The organism is Acinetobacter equi, assembly GCF_001307195.1.
In the GTDB taxonomy this organism is placed as follows: Bacteria; Pseudomonadota; Gammaproteobacteria; order Pseudomonadales; family Moraxellaceae; genus Acinetobacter; species Acinetobacter equi.
The window spans coordinates 2,126,766-2,150,275 of sequence record NZ_CP012808.1 but is presented as its reverse complement, the minus strand read 5'-3'; the positions used below and the strand labels follow the sequence as shown (position 1 = coordinate 2,150,275).

Below are 23,510 nucleotides of genomic sequence, written 5' to 3'. Positions count from 1 at the left end.
AAGCATCTAAATTAAGATTGAGGCTTTCCGTATTGGTCTGCCATTACCTCAACAAGACCATCCAATTTAATATATTTTTTGATGACAGCATCAATATCAGCTTTTGTTAATTTTTCAAAATCTTGATCGCGTTGCTTACGTGAAAGCATGGTCTTATCGCGTTTTAATTGAGAATTCAGCATACGATGGATACGGCGTTCATCCTCTAATGCTGTCACACGCTTTTTCATAATATCTGCTTTTGCAGCTGCGACTTCTTGCTCAGTGACGCCATTTTCAATTAATTCTTTAAGCACTTTATGAACTGCTTGAGAAACCTCATCAGCTTTTCCTGCCGTATATTGAGCATTAATGCCCAATGCACCAGACTCTTGGTAATCACTCAATTTCATTGAACTACTGAAACCATAAACGAGTGCATTTTTTTCTCGTAATTCCTTCGCTAATCTAGAAGATAATTGTGAATCACCCAAAATATTTGTCAAGACTATCATGGCTGGAGCATCTGGATGTTCTGAACCTAAAGGAAAAGCTAGAATACTCGCATAACTACCAAATTCACGTTGCTCTGCTAAAGCATGAACTTTTTGGGCTTTATAATCATAATATGGCGTATCTAATTGCTCATACTTTTCATTATTTGACCATGAACCAAATTCTTTATTTAACAGCTTTTTCATTTTTTTCGCATCAAAATCACCTGTAATAGAAACTTGTGCATGATTCATTGCAAAAAACTGCTTATAAAGTTGTTTAACTTGTGTATTGTCTACTGCTTGTAATTGCTTAATTGCCAATTCTGGTTCAAAGTGGTAACGAATATCACCTGGTTGATGTGTTTCAACAAGTCTAGACATGGTTAAACCTGCAACCACCTCTGGCTCTGTATATGGACGATCTAAACTTGATAATGCTTGAGATTGAATAAGATCAAATTGAGATTGTTCAAATTTAGGATTTTTCATCACATCTACAATGAACTTAAAGAAATCATCAAATTTATCTTGTTTCGCAACAATTTCAATATCCATTCCATTACCACTTGCAGAAGCTGATGCACCACCATTAGCTTCGATCATTTTATCAGCAATATCTTGTAAACTATATTGATTTGATGCCCTTAATAGTAAATAAGATGTTAAATCTATAATCTCCGATTTATTCATTAACGATTCTGCTGTACCAAAATTAATATGAATCGTTGCATAAACTTTGTCATCACGTGTTCTCGTTGGAAATAGCGCATATTGCATTCCATTCTTTAATTGCCCACGTTGAATTTTTTGTTCCGTATTTTCTAAATATGCTTTAGATACTTTTACATTTTTCGTAATTTCTGATTGATATGTACTAATATCTTTTAAAGGTTCAACAACTTCATTCACTTGATCCAGTGTTTTAGCTGGAGCTTTAGGCTCTAAAGATAATGCTTGTTTCTGATCTTCCGGTGTTGGAAGAATATGACCACTCATACGATTTTGAGGTTGCACAAACGTCTTTAATCGTTGATTTACTTGGTCTGGTGTTAAGCTTTGTAAGTCTTTTTGATGTTCAAAATATTTCGCCCAATTCCCATTTTCACTGACAACATAATCACTGAGCATAGAACCTACTGCCGATGAATTTACAAACATGCTCTCTTGCGAGTTTTTAATTAAGTTCTGAACACGTGTTAATTCAGTTTTATCAAAGTTCTTCGATTGCTCCACTTTGGAAATTAAAGCGTTTGAAACATTTTTTTCATTATCATTTGGTCCATATACAGCACCAACGAATAACATATCAAAATTTTGATCTAAATATGTCGAAGCAAATACATTTGTCGCAATGCCTGTTTCAACAATATTTTGATATAAATGACCACTTGGCTGTAAAGTATAAAGTGATGGTGCTACTGCAAGTGTTGTTTTTACTGCTGGATTTGGAGCATTTAAATAAATATTAAATTTTGCTAAATCACTTCCCTTTTGTACACTAAACTCTCGCTCCTGTACTTTAGACATATCTATAGCTGGAACTTGGACTTGTTTAGGAACGGGTCTAGCTTGAATTTGACCAAATTGCTGCTCAACTTCTTTTAATACTTCATCTTTATTAAACTTACCTGCAATAATCATAACTGCATTATTTGGGGCATACCAAGTTTTATAAAAATGATTTAACTCTTGCATATTAATCGATTGCAATTCATCCAACTCACCAATTGGCAAGCGACCAAAGTATTGATTACCATATGCAGATTGCCAAACTTGATTCATTAAAACTGCAAAAGGCTGATCCATACGGACTTCACGTTCACGTTTTACAATATCAATTTCTGATGGTACAAATTTTTCTTGCAAAACCAATTTATCCATACGTTCTGCTTCTAAATGAATCAATTGATTAATAGCATTTGGTTCTGGACGAATCGTATTAATATATTTAGTTGCGTGATAATCCGTACTTGCATTATTTGAAAGCGTATATTGATCTAAACGTCTTTGGAATTCTTCACCCGGTATATTCTTCGTACCTTTAAAAGCTAAATGTTCAAGTAAATGAGCTAAACCACTTTTCCCCTGTGGATCATTTAAAGAACCCGTAAAATACACGGTGTTCATATAAACCTTATTTTCTTTGTCATTGGGTGCAAGAATGACACGAAAACCATTATCTAACTTATATTCTTCAATCTTATGTTCAGATTTAACCAAAAGAGGTTGAGCAAATGCTGTTGCACTCATACCTAAAATAAATAGTGAAACAGTAAACCGATTAAATCTTAATATCATAAGAACTCCAAAAGATTAATTTTTATCTATAACAACATGCCCCATAAAAATGAAGAAAGTATAAATAATTAATTAATCTTTTATTATTTTTTAGAAAAAAATTTTATTTTAGGTAAATAAAATGTTCCGTGTTAATTACCTAAAATACAAGACATCAATATGAATTAAAATACCAAATCAATTGTCGTATTTATATTTTCAACTACATTAATTTACAAATTATTGACTTATAAATCATATAAAAATCCTTTAATTTCTAATCATTAAAGGATTTTAAAACTTGCCTAAATATAAATTTCGCCTTCTAAATATAATTTTCCATAACCTGATATTTCAATACGATTTTGATCCAAAATCTGACAATACAGCTCACCTCCTCGTGAAGATGCTTGATAAGCCAATATCGTATTTTTAGCCAATTTTTCTGCCCATAATGGAACAATTCCTGTATGAATCGATCCAGTAACAGGATCTTCATTAATTCCATTTGCTGGAGCAAAATAACGCGAAACGCAGTCATAATTTTCAGATGTCGCTGTAATTGCTAAATCCAAACTTGTTGCATTTGCAGTAATTGCTGTTCTAATTTTCCCTAGTTTTTGAAGTAACTCTAGATTAGGAACTTCATCTAATACATCTTGAACTGTTTCATATTCAATAATATAAGCCTGCTCATTTAAATAAACATTTTTAAAAGGCTTACTTAAAGCTTGTCTTAAAATTGCAGGACACTCTTCTACTAACTTTGCAGAGCGAACAGGAAAATTCATTGTAATTTTTCCATCTTCCGCTTGAATAACAATAAATATTCCTAATTTTTTAACATGAAACTGTATCTTTTTAACCTGAGTATAATCTTTAAATAATACAAAACTACTCGCTAAAGTTGCATGACCGCAAAAATCAACTTCTGTTGTAGGTGTAAACCAGCGAATTTCAAAGTTTTGATCGTCTATTTTTTTAACAAATGCTGTTTCTGATAAATTATTTTCAGCCGCAATATTTTGCATTACTTCAACATCTAACCAATCATCAAGCACTAAAACAGCCGCAGGATTTCCTTTAAATAACTCTTTAGTAAACGCATCTACCTGATACATCTTCATAAAAATATTTCCTTTACTTCTCAACAACACACTATAACGATTCTATCTAAAAATACTGATCACTTAAGCTTTCAATTGATATAAAATGAACAATAGAAAAAAGTTTACTAAAAAATAATCAAAAAAGTTTGGAAGATATTGAATTAATGTATACCATCCCCATAAATGGTAAAACATCAGAAATTTGTAGCAAGTTTTTTTTAAATGAACTCTACAAATCTAGCTTTTAGCTTTATGATGTCAACTTAGAATTGAAATGGATCAAAACATGACTGCTATTGCAAATAACCACGTGGTTTCATTCCACTACACATTGACTAACGCAGAGGGTCAAACTCTCGACCAATCTCAAGGTGAACCACTTGCATATTTGCATGGTGCTAGTAACATCATTCCTGGTCTTGAAAATGCGTTAGCTGGTAAAACTGTTGGTGAAAAATTCACGATTACAGTTCCAGCTGCTGAAGCTTATGGCGAATATAACCCTGAACTTGTTCAAGAAGTTCCAGCTCAAATGTTCCAAGGTGTTGAAAACATTCAACCTGGTATGCAATTCCAAGCTCAAACTGATGACGGCGTTCAAGTAGTTACAGTTAAAGCTGTTGAAGGCGACAACGTAGTTGTTGATGCTAACTTCCCACTTGCTGGTCAAGATTTAACTTTTGAAGTTGAAATCGTAGAAATTCGTGATGCTTCTGCTGAAGAGTTAGAGCACGGTCACGTTCACGGTGCAGGTGGTCATCACCACTAAGATCTCACGAGATCAGAGAGGCTAAGTAAATACTTAGCCTTTTTTATATCTAAAAACTATATTTTATAAAATTCAATATAAGTTCATTAAAAATCAACAGACTTACTCTTCAATTCTTTATAAAATATATATTAATAGTTTTGTGAATTATTAAGTAAATTATGCATATCAAATCTTTGCTCTGGTTTAGACAAGACTTACGAATTTCAGATAACACCGCTTTATGGTACGCCACTCAAGCCAATTCCACCATTGCACTTGTTATACTCTCTCCAGAACAGTGGAAAAAACATGATGATGCACCAATCAAAATTGCCTTTTACTTAAGACAGTTGTCGGAATTAAAAAAGCAATTAGATCTCTTAAATATTCCTCTGCACATTGAAATTATTCCCTTGTGGAAAGATATTCCCATCTTTATTACAGAATTTAGCCAAAAACATCAGATTGAGCATGTTTATGCCAATATTGATTTAGGGTGGAATGAACTTAAACGTGATGCACAGGTTCAAAAAAAACTTAATTTAATTCAAAAAGATTTAATTTTGTATCACGACCGTACTATCTTTCCTGTTGGTTCTATACGAAATAATTCAAATCAACCTTATCAAGTTTTTAGTGCCTTCAAGAAAAAATGTATTGAACAATTGGTGATCTCCATTCCTCAGCCGTTTCCTATTCCAGAGGTACAATCCTCTATTCCGCTGTTGGAAAAGTTTAATTCCTCTATACCATCTTGTGCTGAATTAAATATTCCTATTTCAAAAGCAGATATTCATTTATGGCCTGTTGGAGAAGATATCGCTCAAAATAAACTTGAAGAATTTATTAAAGATGACATTTCTAACTATCTTTTAGAAAGAGACTTTCCAAATATAGACTCAACAAGCAAACTTTCAACTTATTTGAATTGTGGTATTTTATCTGTTCGCCAATGTTTGGCCGCTATTTTCCAATCTTCAAATGGGTATTTTCAAATTGAAAATGATGGGCAGCAAACTTGGCTCAATGAACTCATCTGGCGTGAATTTTATCAACATATTTTATTCGATTTCCCACGTTTATCTAAACATGAGCCCTTTAAACTCAATACGCAAAAAATAGTATGGCGTAAAGCTCCTGAAGATTTAGAAGCATGGAAATATGGTCAAACAGGTATTCCTATTGTAGATGCAGGTATGCGTCAACTGATTCATACAGGTTGGATGCATAATCGTGTGCGTATGATTGTTGCAATGTTCCTCACCAAAAATCTACTCATTGATTGGCGTTTAGGTGAACAGTGGTTTATGCAAAATTTAATTGATGGCGATTTAGCAGCAAATAATGGCGGTTGGCAGTGGTGTGCATCCACAGGTACAGATGCCGTGCCTTATTTTAGAATTTTTAATCCAATCAGCCAGTCTCAAAAATTTGATACTGAAGGAAACTATATTCGAAAATGGGTTCCTGAATTAGCACATTTAGATGCAAAAACCATTCATGAACCTTATGCAAAGAATCCTAATATGGTATTAAATTATCCAAAACCTATTGTAGATTTAAAGCAAAGTCGAGTTCGAGCTTTAGAAGCATTTAAAGCTATATCGTAGTCATATATAAACGTTCTTGTTCATTTAATTTTTGAGTCTGTATACATCATTATCGCTATACAGACTCTTATAATATTTATCTTTGTTTTACGCCAGTAGCTTTTCTAAATTTAATTTAGCTTGTTGTTCTAAGCTTTGTTGAAAAGTAAGTGTGATATAAATTGAAGGTTGATTCAAAAAGTTTTGCAGTACTTCTGCACGCTTCACTTTATATATTTCAGCACTTACCCATGAATATTCCTGTTGTATTTGTTGTTCGTACTGTAAAAATCGTGATGCATCAGCACCTAAAATAGCCAAATCAATATCAATCAAATAATTTAAATCATGATCTAATGATGCTACATGCTCTTTGGTTGCAAGAATCCAAAGATAAACTTTTTTTAATGCAAATTTATCTAAAAATGTATGACATAAATCCTGCATTAAATCAGCACTATTCTGCTCATTTTGATTCGATTTTGGATCATAAATAACATCATGAAACCAAATTGCAAGCTCCACCAAGTGAGGTTCTTTCAGTAAGTATTGAATTTGAAGATATAAATCTAAACATTCAACAATATGCTGTGCAGTATGATAAAACCGCTGCGGTTCGCTATAGGCTTTGAGTAAAATTTGGAATAAGTTATCTTTTTGTTCAGCGGAAATTGCTAAACATTCTGAAAATCTAAACCAATGTCGCTGTAAAGCCTCTATCCAAATATCTAAATTATTCATCATTATTTTAATTTTCTTTCAATCTTAGAAGTCTGTTATAACAAACTTCTAAGATTTTTTAATCACTTATGGAAATATAAATTTAACTATGCGCTTGCTCATCACGCTTAAAGACTAATTCACCTTTTAATGAACTTTCTGCATCAAAATAATAACCATCTACATTAAAAGATTTTAGATCTTCAGCATGATCTAATTTATTTTCAATCATATAACGAGCCATTAAACCACGTGCTTTTTTAGCATAAAAACTAATGACTTTATATTTACCATTTTTTTGATCTAAGAACACAGGCTTAACAATTTCAGCTTTAATTTTGCTTTCTTTTACCGATTTATAATATTCATCAGAAGCTAGATTCACTAAAAATTCAGCATTATTTTGCTCTAAATCTGTATTGATTAAATCTGTAATCATACTTCCCCAGAACTCATATAAATTATGACCACGAATATTTGCCAATTTTGTGCCCATTTCTAAGCGATATGGCATCATTAAATCAAGTGGACGAAGCAAGCCATATAAACCCGATAACATTCTTAAATGATCTTGTGCAAATTGAATTGATTCTTCACTTAAATTATATGCATCTAATCCTGTATAAACATCGCCTTTAAATGCAAAAATAGCTTGGCGTGCATTCGAAAAATTAAATTCTGGTTGCCAGTCACGGAAGCGTTCTACATTTAATTTTGCAATTTTTTCACTTACACTCATAAGACCTGCAATATCCGTTGCAGATAATTTTTGACAATCTTGAATTAATAATGCCGATTGCTCTAAAAGACGAGCTTGAGTGAAGAGGTCTGTTGGCAAATTTGTTTCATAATCTAATGTTTTTGCGGGTGAGATAAGAGCAAGCATAACGAACCTGGTTAAAAAGTGATTAATCAAACTATAACAGTAGACTTATTTTAACGCCAATTCATGTTTTTACTAAGCATTATCGGTAGAATACGCGCCTCCTCCTGCTATTCATTTTTTAAGCTATGTCTGAGCAAATTTTCATTGAAGGTTCAGTTGGTAAAATTGAAGTTTTCGTTGATTATCCACAGGGTGAAGTGAAAGGATTCGCTGTTGTTTGTCATCCTCATCCATTGCAAGGAGGCACCCCACACCACAAAATTCCTGTACTTTTGGCACAAATGTACTTAGAGCGTGGTTGTGTTGTTTATCGTCCAAGTTTCCGTGGTTCTGGTCAAAGTGCTGGTGTTCATGATGAAGGTCATGGTGAAACTGATGATATTTTAAAAGTCATTCAATTTGCTCGCGCTCAACATCTTGGCTTACCATTTTATGCGGGTGGCTTCAGTTTTGGCGCTCATGTTATGGCAAAAAGCTATGCGAGTTTACCAGAAGAACTTCAAGCTAAACAAATGATTTTATGTGGTTTACCTACTGCCACGGTAGCAGGTATTCGCCATTATGTTACCCCTGAAGTTAAGGGTGATATTTTATTTATTCATGGTGAAGCAGATGATATTACATTGTTATCTGATATGATTCATTGGGCAAGACCTCAACGTCATCTGATTACGACCTTACCAGGCGCGAATCATTTCTTTACGGGATACTTAAAACAATTGCGTATTGCAATGTCTCGTTTTTTAGCTGTTGGTTAATTTTTATTAATTCATCCCTACATATTATTGTAGGGATTTTCTATTTATAAAATGAAAAATTATTCATCAGAAAACTATAAATACTATTTTATTTGTTATTTAATTCTTGATACATCATTGTAGATAAATCAGATACTCCTCCTTCCTTAAAAGCATCTGCAACTGCTTTTTGATCTACTTCAGATTTATTTTGACTTAATTTCAATTTTCCAACTAAATTTGTAATTTTGATCTGAACTGCAACAATTTTATTCAGTTGCTCTTGAATGTAATCTGTAGTAGGTGCATCAGACATTCTCCAAGGCTTTATTTGCTTGGCTTCATGACGTCTTGTTAATCTAGCCAATACACCTCTTAATACTTTGTCATCTTCTACTAAAGAAGCGATACCATTCACATGTACCACCGCATAATTCCATGTTGGAACTGCGCGATGATGCTCCAATTTTCCTAAATACCAATTGGGTGACACATAAGCGTCATTGACTTTAAAGATCACTAAAACATCTTGTTCTTGCTGTAAAAGTTGTACAAGATCATTCTCTTTTGCAATATGTGCCCAAAGTGAATGAGTTTTCTCATCATATTCAAAAGGTAAATGATTGGCGTCTAAACCTTGATCTGAATAAGTAATTAAACTACCTAAAGCATTGTCTTGAATAATTTTTAACAAAATATCCGATCTTGTTTCCTTAAAATCATGAGGTAAATACATTGCATTCCTTTGCTTTTTATTTTGGTAAAATTAATGTTCTTCCCACTTAAACTGACTTAATCTTTCATCTTCTTTTAATGTATTTTCAACCGCTTGAGCTAACTGATTTAGTAGGCTTTGTTCTGTAATGCGCTCTAACCAGTCTTGTTCTTCATCTGGATATGATGAAATTTCACATACTAAATAACCATCTTCATTTGGTGTTTCACAACGAACTGCTAAAGGCAAAGCATGATCATCCACACTTACTGCAACCTGAGCACCACTCTGAGCTAGCGTCTCAAAACCATGTGCAGAGAGCTTTTCTGTTAATAACTGAGCTACATAGCCTTGAACTTCTTGATTATTTTTCTTTTCACTCTGTATTTCACTATTGGCTACAAATTTCAGTGTACGCATAATATGACCTATAGACATTATTTTTGTATGGTTTTAGCATAAGCAATAAACAGCAATCAGCCAAGTAAATTTATCTATTTTTAATCAGTTATTTTATTTCCAATAAATACTTAAAAAAATAGCCTGCCAAAGCAAGCTATCTTTTATTTAGATCAAATTATTCACTCACTTGAATATCTAATCCTGCTTGATTTGCCAATTCTGTAAATGTTGGGAAACTCGTTGCCACTGTTTCTGTCCCTACAATTTTAATTTCACCTGATGAACGTAAACCCGCCATTGAGAAACTCATTGCAATACGATGATCATGATGTGACTCAATTTCACCACCTGCAAAAATTGCGCCCCATTCACCCGGTTGACCTTTACCTTCAATAATGATGCCATCATCTGTTGGTGTACAATCAATACCCATGATCTTCAAGCCATCTGCCATCACTTGAATACGGTCAGATTCTTTAACTCGAAGTTCAGCTGCACCTGTTAATACAGTACGACCTTCAGCACATGCCGCAGCAATAAATAATGCAGGGAATTCATCAATCGCTAATGGCACTTGGTCTTCAGGCATATGAATGCCTTTTAAAGTGCGTGATCCTTTGATACGAATATCAGCAATTGGCTCACCACCTGCAATACGTTCATTTTCAACAGTTAGATCAGCACCCATCTGTTTTAAAATTTCAATCACACCTGTACGTGTTGGATTAATGCCTACAGCTTCTAAAGTAACGTCAGAACCTTCAGTAATTGCCGCACCAACCATAAAGAATGCAGCTGAAGAAATATCAGATGGGACTTGAATTTCTGTAGCAACTAATTTTCCACCACCTTGTAGTGAAATTCGATTACCTTCAGTTTTTACATCATATCCAAAAGCACGAAGCATACGCTCAGTATGATCACGTGTTGGCTCTGGCTCAACAACAGAAGTTTCTCCTTTCGCCCAAAGACCTGCAAGTAAGATACCTGATTTTACTTGCGCAGATGCCATTGGTAAGTCGTAATGAATACCTTGAAGTGGTTGATTCCCCGTAATTGAAATAGGTGGCGTACCACGTTCACCTGTCGTTTGAATATGCGCACCCATTTCACGTAATGGCTTTGCAATACGTTCCATCGGGCGTTTTGTTAAAGATGCGTCACCTGTCATTACAGAATCAAATTTCTGTGCTGCAAGCATGCCTGAAAGCAAGCGCATAGATGTACCTGAGTTCCCCATATACAACTCAGATTTTGGTGCTTTCAAACCATTTACGCCCACACCATGAATAGTCACTTCACCATTCTTAGGACCTTCAATACTTACACCCATATCACGGAAAGCTTGCAGTGTTGCTAAAGCATCTTCACCTTCAAGAAAACCTGTAACATGTGTAGTTCCCTCAGCAATAGCACCAAACATAATTGAACGATGTGACACAGATTTATCACCTGGTACACTAAATTTACCTTGGAATTTTTTCTTACCTGGTGAAATTGTAAATTGCTGAGTGGTCACTTTATTGTTCTCCATTAACGGTCTTTTTGCCAACATATGATTAAAATGCTGACGCGCAGCTTGCGCATGTCCTAACAAGCCCATTAAGGCTTGCGAGTCTTCATCTTCAATTAATTTACGAATAATTGCCAGTTGATTTTCAAAACCATCAACTGCATTTAAAATTGCTTTTTTATTTGCAAAAAATATGTCATGCCACATTTGTGGATCGCTTGCTGCAATACGTGAGAAATCACGAAAACCGCCTGCAGCATAACGAAAAATGTCTAAATTATCTTCTCGGTTTGCTAATTGCTCAACCAAGTTAAAAGCCATTAAATGTGGAAGATGACTTGTATGTGCAAGCACTTCATCATGCTTATCTACATCCATACAAATCACTTCCGCTTTTGCAGCTTGCCAAAGTTGAATCAGTTTTTCTATTGCCCAATCCGCACTCGTTGGTAACGGTGTTAAAATCACTTTATGATTGGCAAATAAGTCGACTTTACCTGCATGGACACCAGTATGCTCAGATCCTGCAATTGGATGTCCTGGTACAAAACCTACAGGTAATTCATCACCATAAACTGCTTTTGCAGCGTCAACCACATTTGCTTTAGTGCTTCCCACATCAGTGATAATTGCACGTTCAGACAAATAAGGACGAATGGTTTCTAACACTTTCTGTGTTGCACGAACAGGCAACGCTAAAACAACCAAATCTGCACCTTGAACGGCATCAATCGGGTTAGTATACCCTTCTTTAATTAGACCTAAAGTTTTAGCATCTTCAAGTGTTTTTTCAGAACGTGTTGATGCGACTATTTCTTTTGCCAAATTTTCAGCAACAATCACACGAGCAAGACTTGAGCCAATTAGCCCAAGCCCAATAAAAGCAACTTTTTCAAACTTTGCTGGAGACATGTCTTAAGCTTTAGCCTCTAAACCTAAAACCTTAGCAAGTGCTGCCAAGAATTTTGCATTTTCTGCTTCAGTACCAATAGATACACGAAGATGATTTGCAATACCTACAGGACGCACGATAACGCCTTCTTTAAGTAATGCATTAAATGTTTGAGCAGGGTCTGCTTGTACATCAACTAAAATAAAGTTTGCGCGTGATGGTACATAACTTAAACCTAGAGCATTAAAACCTGCTTCAAGTTGTGCCATACCTGCTTTATTTACTAAACGAGATTCCTCAATAAACGCTTCATCTTTTAACGCAGCAACAGCAGCAACCATTGCTAAATGATTAACGTTAAATGGCTGACGAATACGGTTAAGGAAATCAGTCACTTCAACTGAAGCTAATGCAAAGCCAACACGTAATGCAGCTAAACCATAACACTTAGACATGGTACGGCTAACAATTAAATTTGGATATTGTTTTAAGAATTTTAAGCTATTGAAGTTTTCAGGGAAATATTCCACATATGCTTCATCAAGCACAACAACCACATGAGCAGGAACTTTTTGCATAAATGCTTCAAATTCTGCTTCTTCAAACCAAGTCCCTGTTGGGTTATTTGGATTTGCAATAAATACTAATTTCGTATGTTCTTGAATTGCAGCTGCCATTGCAGGTAAATCATGCGAAAAACCTTTTGCAGGTACTTCAATTGCTTGAGCGCCAATAGCTTGAGTCACCAGTCCATAAACAGCAAAAGCATGCTGACTATAAACAACAGAATCATGTTCTGAAACAAATGCACGTGCAAAAATTTCTAATAAATCGTTTGAACCATTACCTAAAGTAATTTGGTTATGCTCAAAACCAAATTGCGAATGAATTTGATCTTTTAAAATAAAACCACCACCGTCTGGATATCGCCCAATTTCAGCAAGTTCAGCAGCAACTGCCTCTTTCACTTTATCTGAACAACCAAGTGGATTTTCATTTGATGCAAGTTTTACAATATCTGTAATGCCTAACTCACGCTCAAGCTCACTAATCGGTTTACCTGGTTGATACGGTTTTAATTGTGCGATGCCTTCATTGGCTGGGACAAACGTCATTTTACACTTCCAGTTATTTCAAGTGATGAAAGTGGCTCATCTGAAATGAACCACTATTTTGATTAATTTAAAGAACAGCAATTGGGTAAGAACCTAATACTCGAACTTCTTTTACCAATGGACGAATTTCTTCAATCGCTGCTTTTACATTTTCTTGTTCAATATGACCTTCAAGATCAATAAAGAAAACATAAGCCCATTTTTCAGGAAGCGCAGGACGAGTTTCAATACTGGTTAAACTAATTTGATGTTTCGCAAATGGTGCTAAAATTTCTAATAATGCACCTGCACGATCATGTGCAGAAATTAATAATGATGTTTTATCATTACCGCTTTGTGGCACTTTTTCACGACCAATCACCAAGAAACGTGTTGTGTTTTCAGGATTATCTTCAATATTGCTATGTAAAGTTTCTAAATTATAGATATTTGCCGCTACTTCTGAAGCAATAGCCGCAGAATGCCATTCATTACGAATACGACGTGCAGCTTCTGCATTTGAGCTCATTGCAACACGTTCAACACCAGGATAATGCGCATCTAACCAACCACGACATTGCGCCAATGTTTGTTGATGTGCATAAATCTGTTTAATACTGTCTTTACGCGTATTTTCAGAAATGAGGAATTGATGATGAATACGTAATTCAACTTCACCAATCACATTTAAATGAGACGTTTTAAAGCAATCTAAAGTATGGTTAACCACGCCTTCAGATGAGTTTTCTACAGGCACTAAACCATAATGAGCACTTCCCGCTTCAACTTCACGGAAAACTTCATCAATTGTTGGAAGAGGACGAATAACTGCATCTTGTCCAAATTGTTTTAATACAGCTGAATGTGTATAAGTTCCCACAGGTCCTAAAAATGCAATACTTTGCGGTGCTTCTAAAGCTAGGCAAGCTGACATAATTTCACGGAATAAACGTGCCATTGTTGCATCAGATAATGGTCCGTCATTACGCTCCATAACATTACGTAAAACTTGTGCTTCACGCTCAGGACGGTAAAACAATGGATTCTCTTCTGCTGCAAATTTTGCTTTAGCAACAGCTTCCGCCAATTTTGCACGACGATTAATTAATTGCTGAATTTGCTGATCTACAGAGTCTATATCCTCACGAATTTGAGTGAGGTCAAGAGAAGTTGTCTTTTGATCGTCGTTGATCATTGTTATGTTGCCCTTATAAACATGTTTTCAACAGTATAACAATAGTTAGCTTTGAATTGTTACGCAATACAACTTTGTCTTTTAAAGATTGAAAATTACGCAGTTGAATTATTCAGCAATTCTGCATTAACGTTATTTATGGTGCTATCTTCAGTTAAATATAAGGTTTTGTATATTGAAAAGCATTTATGAATCCTTAAAATTTAATTGATAGAATCTGCATCAACAGTACAAATCTACTGGATGAAATATTCGGTTAATCATATCGCTATTTTATCTCTTAAAAACAAAGTACATAAAAGTTTATTAGAGTTCTTTATAAATCAATTTAGAATCATAGAACTTGAATCAAAAGACAAGAGGTATAAGGCTTAGAGCCTTTTACTGATTAATAAAAATACAATCATGAAAGAGATCTATTATTTAAATTTCACATAAATACTAAAGTTGTAGGTTTTGTGTGGTAACTCAACTGATGGCTCTAGTCCTTTTATTTTTCAAGTCAATTTCTTATCCGCGATTCAGGTTAAAATATAATAAATTTAATATTTCCTCGCACCTTAGAAAATTATTAATAACTGTAGCTAAAAGTTAAACCTATTTTTTTATTTCATATCTTTCGTCATTTTTGAATGATTGATATTTTTCACCAATAATATAATTAATTTTTTTTAATAATAATTGAAATAAAAAATTAGAATATCAAAAACCACTAATTCAAACAAATATATAAATACTAAACAGATACCATGGCATAATTAACTATATGATCAAAATAATACCTATTATTTTAAGAGAATAATAAAAGTAAACTTCTATAATCATTAATTCAAAATCAATATTTGTTTTTATTAGAAATATATTTAAAGTAATCAGATTAAATATTTAAGTTTTTTTAAACAATAAATGTAGTGAACCGAACAAATTTAATAAAAATTATGCTGCTGTGTAAATAATACAAGGAATTATATGGATATTCAGGTCGAATCAAATGCTCCACCGCCTCAAAAACAAAAAATTTATCAGATTCTCTATGTACAAGTGATCTTCGCAATTTCGCTTGGTATTCTACTTGGTCATTTTTATCCTGATTATGGTGCAAGCCTAAAGCCATTAGGCGATGCATTTATCAAACTTGTGAAAATGATTATTGCTCCTGTTATCTTTTTAACAGTGGTTACTGGTATTTCTGGCATGAAGCATATGGCTGAAGTTGGTCGTGTTGCTGGCAAAGCCATGCTCTATTTTATTACATTCTCAACCATTGCACTCATCATTGGCATGATTGTAGGAAATGTTATTAAGCCTGGCGCAGGACTTAATATTGATGTGAATAGCTTACAAGACAAAGCTGGGAAAGTTGCAGAATATTCTCAAAAAGCGCAAGACATGTCGATTGTTGATTTTTTACTTAACATTCTTCCAACAACTCTTATGAGTCCTTTTGTCTCAGGCGAAATTCTTCAAGTTTTATTCATTTCCGTCATATTTGGTCTAGCACTTGCTGCAACTGGTGACAAAGGTCAACCAATTGTTGAATTACTTAATAATTTAACTACACCTGTCTTTAAATTAGTGGGCATGTTAATGAAGTTTGCTCCAATTGGAGCTTTCGGTGCAATGGCTTTCACCATTGGTAAATATGGTATTTCAAGTATCGGGAATCTTATGTTCCTGATTGCAACCTTTTACATTACATCTTTACTTTTTGTATTGGTCGTTTTAGGTTTAGTTGCTCGTTATAACGGCTTCTCCATTCTTGATCTTATTCGTTATATTAAAGATGAACTATGGCTTGTACTTGGAACGAGCTCTTCTGAAGCCGCATTACCAAGTTTAATGCGAAAAATGGAACAAGCAGGTTGTGAAAAATCTGTCGTTGGGATGGTGATTCCTACTGGTTATTCATTTAACCTTGATGGAACTAATATTTACATGACAATGGCCGCATTATTTATTGCTCAAGCCTGTAATATTGATTTAACGATCGGTCAACAGATTACCCTTTTACTTGTCGCTATGATTAGCTCCAAAGGTGCCGCTGGTGTAACAGGTGCGGGCTTTATTACTCTTGCTGCAACCTTATCCGTTGTTCCTACTGTACCTGTCGCAGGTATGGCACTTATTTTAGGTATTGATCGTTTTATGTCTGAATGTCGTGCTTTGACCAATTTAGTCGGTAACGCATGTGCTGTTGTTGTTGTTGCTAAATGGGATAAAGCATTAAATAAGGACACATTTGATCAAACTATGAAAAATCAGACACAAATACCCAAAATTGTCAGTGAATAGATATACCTTATATAAAAGGAAGCGATATGCTTCCTTTTCTTATTTATATTTTATGGCATATTATCTAGGTTAACATGAATACATGATGAAGAAATGACTACTCAGCAACGTAATCTTTATAAAGACTTTGAACATCCTTTTGCTCAATTTGTACGGATTATTGGTAAAGGTAAAAATGGGGCTCGCTCTTTAACTTACGATGAAGCTTATCAAGCTTTTTCCATGATTTTAAATAATGAAGTTTTAGATGTTCAGTTGGGTGCTTTTTTAATGCTATTACGTGTGAAAGAAGAATCAGTAGATGAGCTAACAGGTTTTGTCCAAGCAACAAAAGATCAATTATCTTTCCAGAATTTAACCATCGATTTAGATTGGTCTTCTTATGCTGGAAAAAGAAAACATTTTCCTTGGTTCATTTTATCTGCTCTCACATTAGCAAAACATGGCTTTAAAATCGTCATGCATGGTGCTTCTGGACATACTATTAACCGAATTTATACTGAACAAGTTTTAGAGTTTTTAGGCCATTCTATTTGTCAAAATGAACAAGACGTTATTGACCAACTTAAACAGAATAACTTTGCATATTTACCTTTAACAGTGATTTCACCGATATTAGATGAACTTATCTCACTACGTAATATTATGGGTTTACGCTCCCCTGTTCATACACTAGCACGACTCATTAACCCATTTAATGCAAAAGCGACATTACAAGCAATTTTCCATCCCGCTTATCGTTCTTCACATCAACAAGCTGCGTTCCAATTAGGCTATCAAAACAGCGCTGTAATTAAGGGTGAAGGTGGTGAATTTGAACGTAATCCAGATGCAAAAACCCTGATTTGTGGCATCAAACATGGTGAGCTCTATGAGCTTGAATTACCGAAACTCACAGATAATCGTAGTCCAATTGAAGAAGAGTTAGATTTAGATATATTTAAAGCTGTTTGGGAGGGCAAACAAACTCATTCCTATGGTGAGCTTGCAACCATTGAAACAATAGGTATTGCTTTATACACAATGAATGTTTGCACAACCTATCAAGAGGCCATCACAAAAGCAAAACAACTGTGGGAAACTCGCCTTATTTGTTAATTTTTCAAACAAAAAACCGACTAAATTATAGTCGGCTTTTTATTACAACAAAACTTAAACAAAACGAATTGGTTTAAATTCTGGTTCTTCTACATGTGAATCACAATGTTCATCTTCTTCTTTTGTTCCACGATCAATATAACCACTACGCTCTGTTTCAGGCAAATGTTTAGCTTCCCAAGCATAAACCGCTTGCATACATGTATGACGCTGTTCTTGGGTTAATACTACACCATTAGGCCATTTACCAATTTCAATTGCAGTTTTTAAACGGCTAACAATTTCAGGATCGAGCACTGCTAGCATTTGTTCAATATTCATGATTAATCCTGTAGTTGTAAAGATTCAAAATCTTGATTCCAGCCTAACTTTGTACGGCATGCCATATAAAAATCATAGCCAGGTGGATGAAGTAAGTTCAGTTTATAAGGGTGCTTGCGGATATGCAAACTATCGCCAATACTTAATGAAACACTATGTTGACCATCTGCACTAACCATAGGTAACACACGATTTTCTTTAATTTCAATTTTAATTTCACTTTGCCCACCAACTACAATTGGACGAGATGACAAAGTATGTGGGTGCATTGGGACTAAAGCAATCGCATCCATACTTGGATGTAAAATTGGACCCCCGCCCGATAGCGCATAAGCTGTTGAGCCCGTCGGGGTAGATACTATTAATCCATCACTATGTTGTCTATAAACATATTGGCCATCAATATGTAAATCAAAATCAATCATATGAACTGATTTACCTGAATGTAAGACAACATCGTTCAGTGCAATGGCTTCATAGATCGATTCACCTTTAGAACGAATTTCCATTTCCAATAAAAAACGGCGATCCAACTGAAATTGTCCCTGTAAAACTTGATCAAGCTTAAATAAAACTTCGGTCGGCTTAATATCTGTTAAAAAACCTAGACGACCACGGTTTATTCCTATCACAGGCGTATTATATTTAACCAATGCACGCGCAGCATGAAGCAATGAGCCATCACCACCAACCACTATCACTAAATCAACAACTTCACCAAGTAGTGATCTACTAACTGTTTGCGTATTCTTATAGGGAACTAATTCTGCCGTTTCCGAATCAAAAATTGGATGTAAACCTATACTTAGGATATGATCATGAATAAGGTTTAGCGTTTCAACGACAGAAGATTTGCCAGGACGACCAATAAGTCCAATGTTTCGAAAATTCTTATGTGAAATTTGCACCAGCGATATCGCTCCCATACGATTCGACACATATAATAACATTAACCAAGAACTTTTTAATAATTTTTAAAATATGACAAAGTGAATATTTTTAAATTTTATACTTTAAATTTTCACAGATTAAATATTGCAAAAAGCTGAAAAGCTTCGCATGATTAACAAATATAGTTAGGAATTAAATAATTTATATGAAGTATGAACGTGGTATAGGTCTTTTCGCACTTCTTTTTTGCGTCATTATCATCGGTGCATTTATTGCTTTTAGTGTCTATCTTATTCGGATGGATAACGTCGTACGTGAAAAATTTGAAGGTAAACGTTGGGATATTCCTGCCAAAGTTTTTGCTCGCCCATTAGAAATTTTTAATAATGCCCCTGTGAGCAAAGCAGATTTCCTAGAAGAATTAAAATTACTCGGTTATAAAAACTCTGACAATTATACAAAAACAGGTCATTATTTAGTTAATGGTGAAACAGTTTATGTTCATACACGCGGTTTTGACTTTGGCGATAGTGTTGAACCTGAACAAATTTTAAAAGTGATATTTGCACAAGATCGTATTGCAGATGTCAGCGCAACAAAACCCTCATCTACTGGAATTGCCCGTTTAGAACCTCTGCTTGTAGGTGGAATTTATCCTCAGCATAATGAAGACCGTGTTCTGATTAAATTAAACAAAGTTCCTAAACCACTGATTGAAGCATTAATTGCAACAGAAGATAGAAATTTCTATAAACATCACGGTATTTCTATTCGAGGTACCGCTCGTGCAATTGTAAGTAATGTTACAGGTGGAAAACGCCAAGGTGGTTCAACACTCACTCAACAATTAGTAAAAAACTTTTATTTGACCCCAGAAAGAACATTCAAACGTAAAGTCAATGAAGCTTTGATGTCAGTTTTAGTTGATTTCCATTATTCTAAAAATGAAATTTTAGAAGCTTATCTCAATGAAGTGAATTTAGGTCAAAGCGGTAGTTATTCTATTAATGGTTATGGATTAGCAGCACAATTCTATTTTGGCTTACCTCTGCAAGAACTTAATATTGCTCAACAGGCTTATTTAGTTGGTTTAGTTCAAGGACCTTCCCTATATAATCCATGGAGAAATCCTGAAAGTGCTCTTAAACGTCGTAATATTGTTTTAAATAATATGGTCGTAATGGGCTTTTTAACGCCTGAACAATATGAAACTGAATCAGCACGCCCTCTTGGTGTTGTGGCAAAACCTTCAATTGGTGCTGCACGTTTCCCAGATTTTTTAGATGTTGTACGTCGTCAATTAAAAAGTGAATATCAAGAAAGTGATTTAACGAATCAAGGTCTACGAATTTTTACAACCCTAGATCCTGTATCTCAAATTAAAGTGCAAAATTCATTTAAATCTTCAGTTGAACGATTAGCAAAAGCAAATCCTAAACGATTAAAAGATTTACAAGGTGCTGTTGTGATTATTCACCCTGAAAATGGTGAATTAATTTCTGTTGTTGGTTCTTCTCAAGACTTTACAGGATTTAACCGTGCCTTAGATGCTCGTCGTCAAGTAGGCTCTTTATTAAAACCTGTCATTTATCTAAATGCGATTGAATCAGATCGATATACTTGGGCATCACTAATTTCTGATACAACCATCTCTATTCCTTCTGGCGGTAGAAACTGGACACCAAAAAATTATAGTGGTCGTGAATATGGCATGGTTCCAATGGTTCAAGCCTTAGCAAATTCATATAACTTATCTGCTGTTCGCTTAGGTCAAGAATTTGGTTTATTAGCTTTTAAAAATCAACTCATTAAACTTGGAGCCAATAGTGACAATATCCCTAATTATCCATCTATTTTCTTAGGTGCTGTTGATTTAACACCGATTGAAATGGCAGGTATTTATGGTAACTTTGCGACAGGTGGTTTCAAATATCCAATTAAAGCTATTCGTTCAGTTGTAGATTCTAATGGTCGTGTTTTAGATCATTATGGATTAACAGTTCAACAAACAATCGACCCTTCATCTGCATATATTTTAAACTATGGCTTACAACAAGTAATGTCTGCAGGTACTGGACGCTCTGCATATAACACATTACCAGCAAGTCTTAATCTAGCAGGTAAATCTGGAACAACAAATGATACTCGAGATTCATGGTTTGCTGGTTATTCTGGTAACTATGTTTCCGTTGTTTGGTTAGGTTTAGATAATAATGCTGTAACAGGGCTTACAGGCTCATCAGGTGCACTACCTGTTTGGAGCAATATCATGAAGCAATTAAGACAGAAACCTGTAGCATTACGTCAACCAGACAATGTTCAATGGCACTGGATTGATACCTATTCAGGTTATCTATCAGGCCAAGGCTGTGAAGGTGCTATTCGTATTCCATTACGACAAAATCAGGTTCCTCGTCACGCAACAGAGTGCGGTTTACCACATTATCAAGTTGAGGCAGCATCGGAAGCATTATCACCTGATGAATACAATCAGCCAGATTCAATTGAAATGTATCTTAATGAAAATGAAGAATAATTAAGTTCTTTAACTCTTTTTCATTTTTAATAGCAAACTGATGTGAAATATCATATCAGTTTGCTTAATTAAACGTCTTTAGTTTATTCTTAGAATTAATCAATATTTACCATATAACTACATGATGTAAGGGATATTATGCTAAGACTGACAATAACTTCTTTTACCATACTTGCTTTAATTGGCTGTCAAAATCAATCTCAGCCAACACCTGAAAAACCAACAAAGGTGGTGACTCAAAAAGCAGAAACTATCCCTCCCAAAGAAATTCACACGCCTACTGGTGTTGTCATAAAACCCTATGACCGTGAAGAAATTCAACGCAAACCACTCCCTGCACCAACAGTCATTGTTCCCCAACAGCAACAAAATAACAAAACATTCAATGATGGTAGTGAATTACCTGCGTATAAAAATTTAGTTCAAAAAGCGGAAACTGCACTTAAGCAAAATCAAATTTCTCAATCAGAAAGTCTCATGTTACAAGCTCAGCGACTTGCTCCACAATCTGCTCAAACTTATGTCATGCTATCCAAAATTGCATTAGCAAAAAATGATAAAGCAAATGCACAAGCTTTAGCACAACGTGGTTTAAGTTATGCTCAAAGTGACAGTGTAAAAAATCAATTAAATCAAATCATTCAGCAAAGTAAATAAAATGTAGCTACATCTGTAAATTTTCAGCATGTTTACAGATGTAGATTTTAAATTTATTCATTATATTTCTAATTAATTTTCTACCCAAATCTTTACATATCTCTAATGCCAGCAACACCGTAAGCAAAATGTTGGAGTGCCAAAGATAAATCTATAGATTTTACTCCACCTAATGCATAAATTGCTAAATTAGATTGTTTTGCTAAATCTGAAAATGCTTTCCACCCCATACCTTCTATATCAGGGTGAGAATCAGTCTGATGAACAGGACTTAAAAATGCAGCTTCACAACCAATAGCTTGTGCGTGCATCAAACTTTCATCTTCATGGCATGAAGCGATATAAGTTAAACCAGATTGTAGTTCACCCCTTTTCACTTTCATTAATTGATCATGCTTAAGTTGAACAATATTAATCATTTTCTGTTGTAATTCAGAGAGTGCATTCCAAATGCTAATATTAACAATGAGACGCGGTAAAAAATTTGGATTGATCTGTGCTAAAGCTTCACTATATTTTATATTTTGTTCAGGGCGCCAATAAAAATATTGATCATCCGACAATGTATTTAAGTTTGCTAAATCATCTGATATTTTTATTTTTCTAAGCAAATTTAGTCGCTTAATAATATTTTTATTTGCTTTAGGAAAATTTAAATCTTGCAATTCATCACGGCGATACCAAGACCATGGCTCTTTTATTTTCTGTGCTTCAGCATCGCTCACATTCGCAAAAAAGAAATGTAAATTCACAATAACATCTTCATAAGTATGTCGAATAAAATCAAAATTAAAATAATGATCAATTTCCAAACCAACTTCTTCCAATACTTCTCTGTGGCAAGCATTTAAAGGAGATTCACCTGTTTCAACTTTTCCACCTGGAAATTCATGTTTATTTCCTTGATGTTGGTTTGCTTCTCTCCATCCAACCAATACTTTATTTTGATGGAATAAAATTGCAATTGAAACATGTATATCTGGTTTAGCCATAATTCTTCCATAAGCTCACGAATATCCTAAGTGTAAGCCAAATACATTTTTTATAAAATCTATTAATAAATCATTGACAGGTCTATTCGATAATGATTATCATTTAAAACACTCAAATACACCACGGAGTCGAAGGAATGAACGCACCATTTAGCTTATTTACACGAAACGACACAACACATTCATTACCAATGTTACATTCAAATAATTTATTCGCATTAGGCAGAGAAATCCGCATTATGCATGCTGGAGAAGAATATCGTTTAAGACTTACCCGTAATAATCGTTTGATTCTAACAAAATAATAATCAGCGCAAAAAACAATAATCGTGGGCACAAGTAGTCTAAATACTACTTTTAAAGAACC

At 34.4% G+C, this 23,510-nt stretch carries 20 protein-coding genes; 8 read left to right on the top strand and 12 right to left on the bottom strand.

Features of this window, described 5'->3' with window-relative positions:
• Nucleotides 1-11: 11 nt before the first annotated feature.
• Entirely contained in the window at nucleotides 12-2,774 is a 2,763-nt protein-coding gene (locus AOY20_RS10205) for a M16 family metallopeptidase (RefSeq protein WP_054581759.1), read from the bottom strand.
• A 284-nt stretch (nucleotides 2,775-3,058) separates the two neighbouring features.
• On the bottom strand, nucleotides 3,059-3,880 hold the full coding sequence (locus tag AOY20_RS10200; RefSeq protein WP_054581758.1) for a PhzF family phenazine biosynthesis protein: 822 nt from the start codon (nucleotides 3,878-3,880) through the stop codon (nucleotides 3,059-3,061).
• Nucleotides 3,881-4,148: 268 nt separating this feature from the next.
• On the opposite strand from AOY20_RS10200, the gene AOY20_RS10195 reads away from it, so the two are divergent.
• Nucleotides 4,149-4,631: an FKBP-type peptidyl-prolyl cis-trans isomerase gene (locus AOY20_RS10195; protein WP_054581757.1), complete on the top strand. Its 483-nt coding sequence runs from the start codon at nucleotides 4,149-4,151 to the stop codon at nucleotides 4,629-4,631.
• Between the two features lie 158 nt (nucleotides 4,632-4,789).
• The gene (phrB, locus tag AOY20_RS10190) at nucleotides 4,790-6,223 is read left to right on the top strand and encodes a deoxyribodipyrimidine photo-lyase (protein WP_417855909.1); all 1,434 of its coding nucleotides are present in this window, start codon (nucleotides 4,790-4,792) and stop codon (nucleotides 6,221-6,223) included.
• Between the two features lie 87 nt (nucleotides 6,224-6,310).
• Here the strand turns inward: phrB and AOY20_RS10185 are convergent, their stop codons facing one another.
• Together AOY20_RS10185 and yaaA are read right to left on the bottom strand one after the other, a co-directional pair.
• Nucleotides 6,311-6,946 (bottom strand): HD domain-containing protein, encoded by a 636-nt coding sequence (locus AOY20_RS10185; protein ID WP_227510331.1) that lies wholly within the window; start codon nucleotides 6,944-6,946, stop codon nucleotides 6,311-6,313.
• A gap of 79 nt (nucleotides 6,947-7,025) precedes the next feature.
• Entirely contained in the window at nucleotides 7,026-7,808 is a 783-nt protein-coding gene (gene yaaA / locus AOY20_RS10180) for a peroxide stress protein YaaA (protein WP_054581755.1), read from the bottom strand.
• A 125-nt stretch (nucleotides 7,809-7,933) separates the two neighbouring features.
• Between yaaA and AOY20_RS10175 the strand changes: the two genes are divergently transcribed.
• The gene (locus AOY20_RS10175) at nucleotides 7,934-8,566 is read left to right on the top strand and encodes an alpha/beta hydrolase (RefSeq protein ID WP_054581754.1); all 633 of its coding nucleotides are present in this window, start codon (nucleotides 7,934-7,936) and stop codon (nucleotides 8,564-8,566) included.
• 88 nt (nucleotides 8,567-8,654) lie between these two features.
• Here AOY20_RS10175 and AOY20_RS10170 read toward each other — a convergent pair whose 3' ends face one another.
• The 5 genes from AOY20_RS10170 to pheA form a co-directional block, all read right to left on the bottom strand.
• Nucleotides 8,655-9,281, bottom strand: coding sequence for an FMN-binding negative transcriptional regulator (locus AOY20_RS10170; RefSeq protein WP_054581753.1), 627 nt, complete (start codon nucleotides 9,279-9,281; stop codon nucleotides 8,655-8,657).
• 30 nt (nucleotides 9,282-9,311) lie between these two features.
• Nucleotides 9,312-9,680: a hypothetical protein gene (locus tag AOY20_RS10165; RefSeq protein WP_054581752.1), complete on the bottom strand. Its 369-nt coding sequence runs from the start codon at nucleotides 9,678-9,680 to the stop codon at nucleotides 9,312-9,314.
• A 157-nt stretch (nucleotides 9,681-9,837) separates the two neighbouring features.
• Nucleotides 9,838-12,087, bottom strand: a complete 2,250-nt coding sequence (locus tag AOY20_RS10160) for a bifunctional prephenate dehydrogenase/3-phosphoshikimate 1-carboxyvinyltransferase (RefSeq protein WP_054581751.1) — start codon at nucleotides 12,085-12,087, stop codon at nucleotides 9,838-9,840.
• A 3-nt stretch (nucleotides 12,088-12,090) separates the two neighbouring features.
• Nucleotides 12,091-13,182, bottom strand: coding sequence for a histidinol-phosphate transaminase (gene hisC, locus AOY20_RS10155; protein WP_054581750.1), 1,092 nt, complete (start codon nucleotides 13,180-13,182; stop codon nucleotides 12,091-12,093).
• A gap of 67 nt (nucleotides 13,183-13,249) precedes the next feature.
• Nucleotides 13,250-14,356, bottom strand: coding sequence for a prephenate dehydratase (gene pheA, locus AOY20_RS10150; protein WP_054581749.1), 1,107 nt, complete (start codon nucleotides 14,354-14,356; stop codon nucleotides 13,250-13,252).
• 969 nt (nucleotides 14,357-15,325) lie between these two features.
• On the opposite strand from pheA, the gene AOY20_RS10145 reads away from it, so the two are divergent.
• The gene (locus AOY20_RS10145; RefSeq protein WP_054581748.1) at nucleotides 15,326-16,648 is read left to right on the top strand and encodes a dicarboxylate/amino acid:cation symporter; all 1,323 of its coding nucleotides are present in this window, start codon (nucleotides 15,326-15,328) and stop codon (nucleotides 16,646-16,648) included.
• 93 nt (nucleotides 16,649-16,741) lie between these two features.
• Nucleotides 16,742-17,746, top strand: coding sequence for a glycosyl transferase family protein (locus AOY20_RS10140; protein WP_054581747.1), 1,005 nt, complete (start codon nucleotides 16,742-16,744; stop codon nucleotides 17,744-17,746).
• A gap of 54 nt (nucleotides 17,747-17,800) precedes the next feature.
• Here AOY20_RS10140 and AOY20_RS10135 read toward each other — a convergent pair whose 3' ends face one another.
• Complete coding sequence (locus AOY20_RS10135; protein ID WP_054581746.1) at nucleotides 17,801-18,067, bottom strand: YeaC family protein; 267 nt, start codon at nucleotides 18,065-18,067, stop codon at nucleotides 17,801-17,803.
• Between the two features lie 2 nt (nucleotides 18,068-18,069).
• Nucleotides 18,070-19,017, bottom strand: a complete 948-nt coding sequence (locus tag AOY20_RS10130) for an NAD(+) kinase (protein ID WP_081403385.1) — start codon at nucleotides 19,015-19,017, stop codon at nucleotides 18,070-18,072.
• Nucleotides 19,018-19,163: 146 nt separating this feature from the next.
• Between AOY20_RS10130 and mrcB the strand changes: the two genes are divergently transcribed.
• A complete protein-coding gene (mrcB, locus tag AOY20_RS10125) occupies nucleotides 19,164-21,494 on the top strand; it encodes a penicillin-binding protein 1B (protein ID WP_054581744.1) in 2,331 nt (776 codons plus the stop codon).
• 138 nt (nucleotides 21,495-21,632) lie between these two features.
• Nucleotides 21,633-22,151 (top strand): hypothetical protein, encoded by a 519-nt coding sequence (locus tag AOY20_RS10120; RefSeq protein WP_054581743.1) that lies wholly within the window; start codon nucleotides 21,633-21,635, stop codon nucleotides 22,149-22,151.
• A gap of 92 nt (nucleotides 22,152-22,243) precedes the next feature.
• Here the strand turns inward: AOY20_RS10120 and AOY20_RS10115 are convergent, their stop codons facing one another.
• Nucleotides 22,244-23,143, bottom strand: a complete 900-nt coding sequence (locus tag AOY20_RS10115) for an NUDIX domain-containing protein (protein WP_054581742.1) — start codon at nucleotides 23,141-23,143, stop codon at nucleotides 22,244-22,246.
• Between the two features lie 137 nt (nucleotides 23,144-23,280).
• Here AOY20_RS10115 and hemP point away from each other — a divergent pair, with 137 nt between their 5' ends.
• A complete protein-coding gene (gene hemP / locus AOY20_RS10110) occupies nucleotides 23,281-23,448 on the top strand; it encodes a hemin uptake protein HemP (RefSeq protein ID WP_054581741.1) in 168 nt (55 codons plus the stop codon).
• Nucleotides 23,449-23,510: the final 62 nt, after the last annotated feature.

Bases quoted from the DNA above. Each gene is read 5' to 3' on its own strand.
- AOY20_RS10200 (WP_054581758.1), bottom strand. From the start codon at position 3,880: ATGAAGATGTATCAGGTAGATGCGTTTACTAAAGAGTTATTTAAAGGA.
- AOY20_RS10115 (WP_054581742.1), bottom strand. From the start codon at position 23,143: ATGGCTAAACCAGATATACATGTTTCAATTGCAATTTTATTCCATCAA.
- pheA (WP_054581749.1), bottom strand. From the start codon at position 14,356: ATGATCAACGACGATCAAAAGACAACTTCTCTTGACCTCACTCAAATT.
- AOY20_RS10165 (WP_054581752.1), bottom strand. From the start codon at position 9,680: ATGCGTACACTGAAATTTGTAGCCAATAGTGAAATACAGAGTGAAAAG.
- AOY20_RS10130 (WP_081403385.1), bottom strand. From the start codon at position 19,017: ATGTTATTATATGTGTCGAATCGTATGGGAGCGATATCGCTGGTGCAA.
- AOY20_RS10195 (WP_054581757.1), top strand. From the start codon at position 4,149: ATGACTGCTATTGCAAATAACCACGTGGTTTCATTCCACTACACATTG.
- AOY20_RS10140 (WP_054581747.1), top strand. From the start codon at position 16,742: ATGACTACTCAGCAACGTAATCTTTATAAAGACTTTGAACATCCTTTT.
- AOY20_RS10120 (WP_054581743.1), top strand. From the start codon at position 21,633: ATGCTAAGACTGACAATAACTTCTTTTACCATACTTGCTTTAATTGGC.
- AOY20_RS10160 (WP_054581751.1), bottom strand. From the start codon at position 12,087: ATGTCTCCAGCAAAGTTTGAAAAAGTTGCTTTTATTGGGCTTGGGCTA.
- AOY20_RS10185 (WP_227510331.1), bottom strand. From the start codon at position 6,946: ATGATGAATAATTTAGATATTTGGATAGAGGCTTTACAGCGACATTGG.
- AOY20_RS10205 (WP_054581759.1), bottom strand. From the start codon at position 2,774: ATGATATTAAGATTTAATCGGTTTACTGTTTCACTATTTATTTTAGGT.
- hemP (WP_054581741.1), top strand. From the start codon at position 23,281: ATGAACGCACCATTTAGCTTATTTACACGAAACGACACAACACATTCA.
- AOY20_RS10175 (WP_054581754.1), top strand. From the start codon at position 7,934: ATGTCTGAGCAAATTTTCATTGAAGGTTCAGTTGGTAAAATTGAAGTT.
- AOY20_RS10135 (WP_054581746.1), bottom strand. From the start codon at position 18,067: ATGAATATTGAACAAATGCTAGCAGTGCTCGATCCTGAAATTGTTAGC.
- hisC (WP_054581750.1), bottom strand. From the start codon at position 13,182: ATGACGTTTGTCCCAGCCAATGAAGGCATCGCACAATTAAAACCGTAT.
- AOY20_RS10170 (WP_054581753.1), bottom strand. From the start codon at position 9,281: ATGTATTTACCTCATGATTTTAAGGAAACAAGATCGGATATTTTGTTA.
- yaaA (WP_054581755.1), bottom strand. From the start codon at position 7,808: ATGCTTGCTCTTATCTCACCCGCAAAAACATTAGATTATGAAACAAAT.
- AOY20_RS10145 (WP_054581748.1), top strand. From the start codon at position 15,326: ATGGATATTCAGGTCGAATCAAATGCTCCACCGCCTCAAAAACAAAAA.
- mrcB (WP_054581744.1), top strand. From the start codon at position 19,164: ATGAAGTATGAACGTGGTATAGGTCTTTTCGCACTTCTTTTTTGCGTC.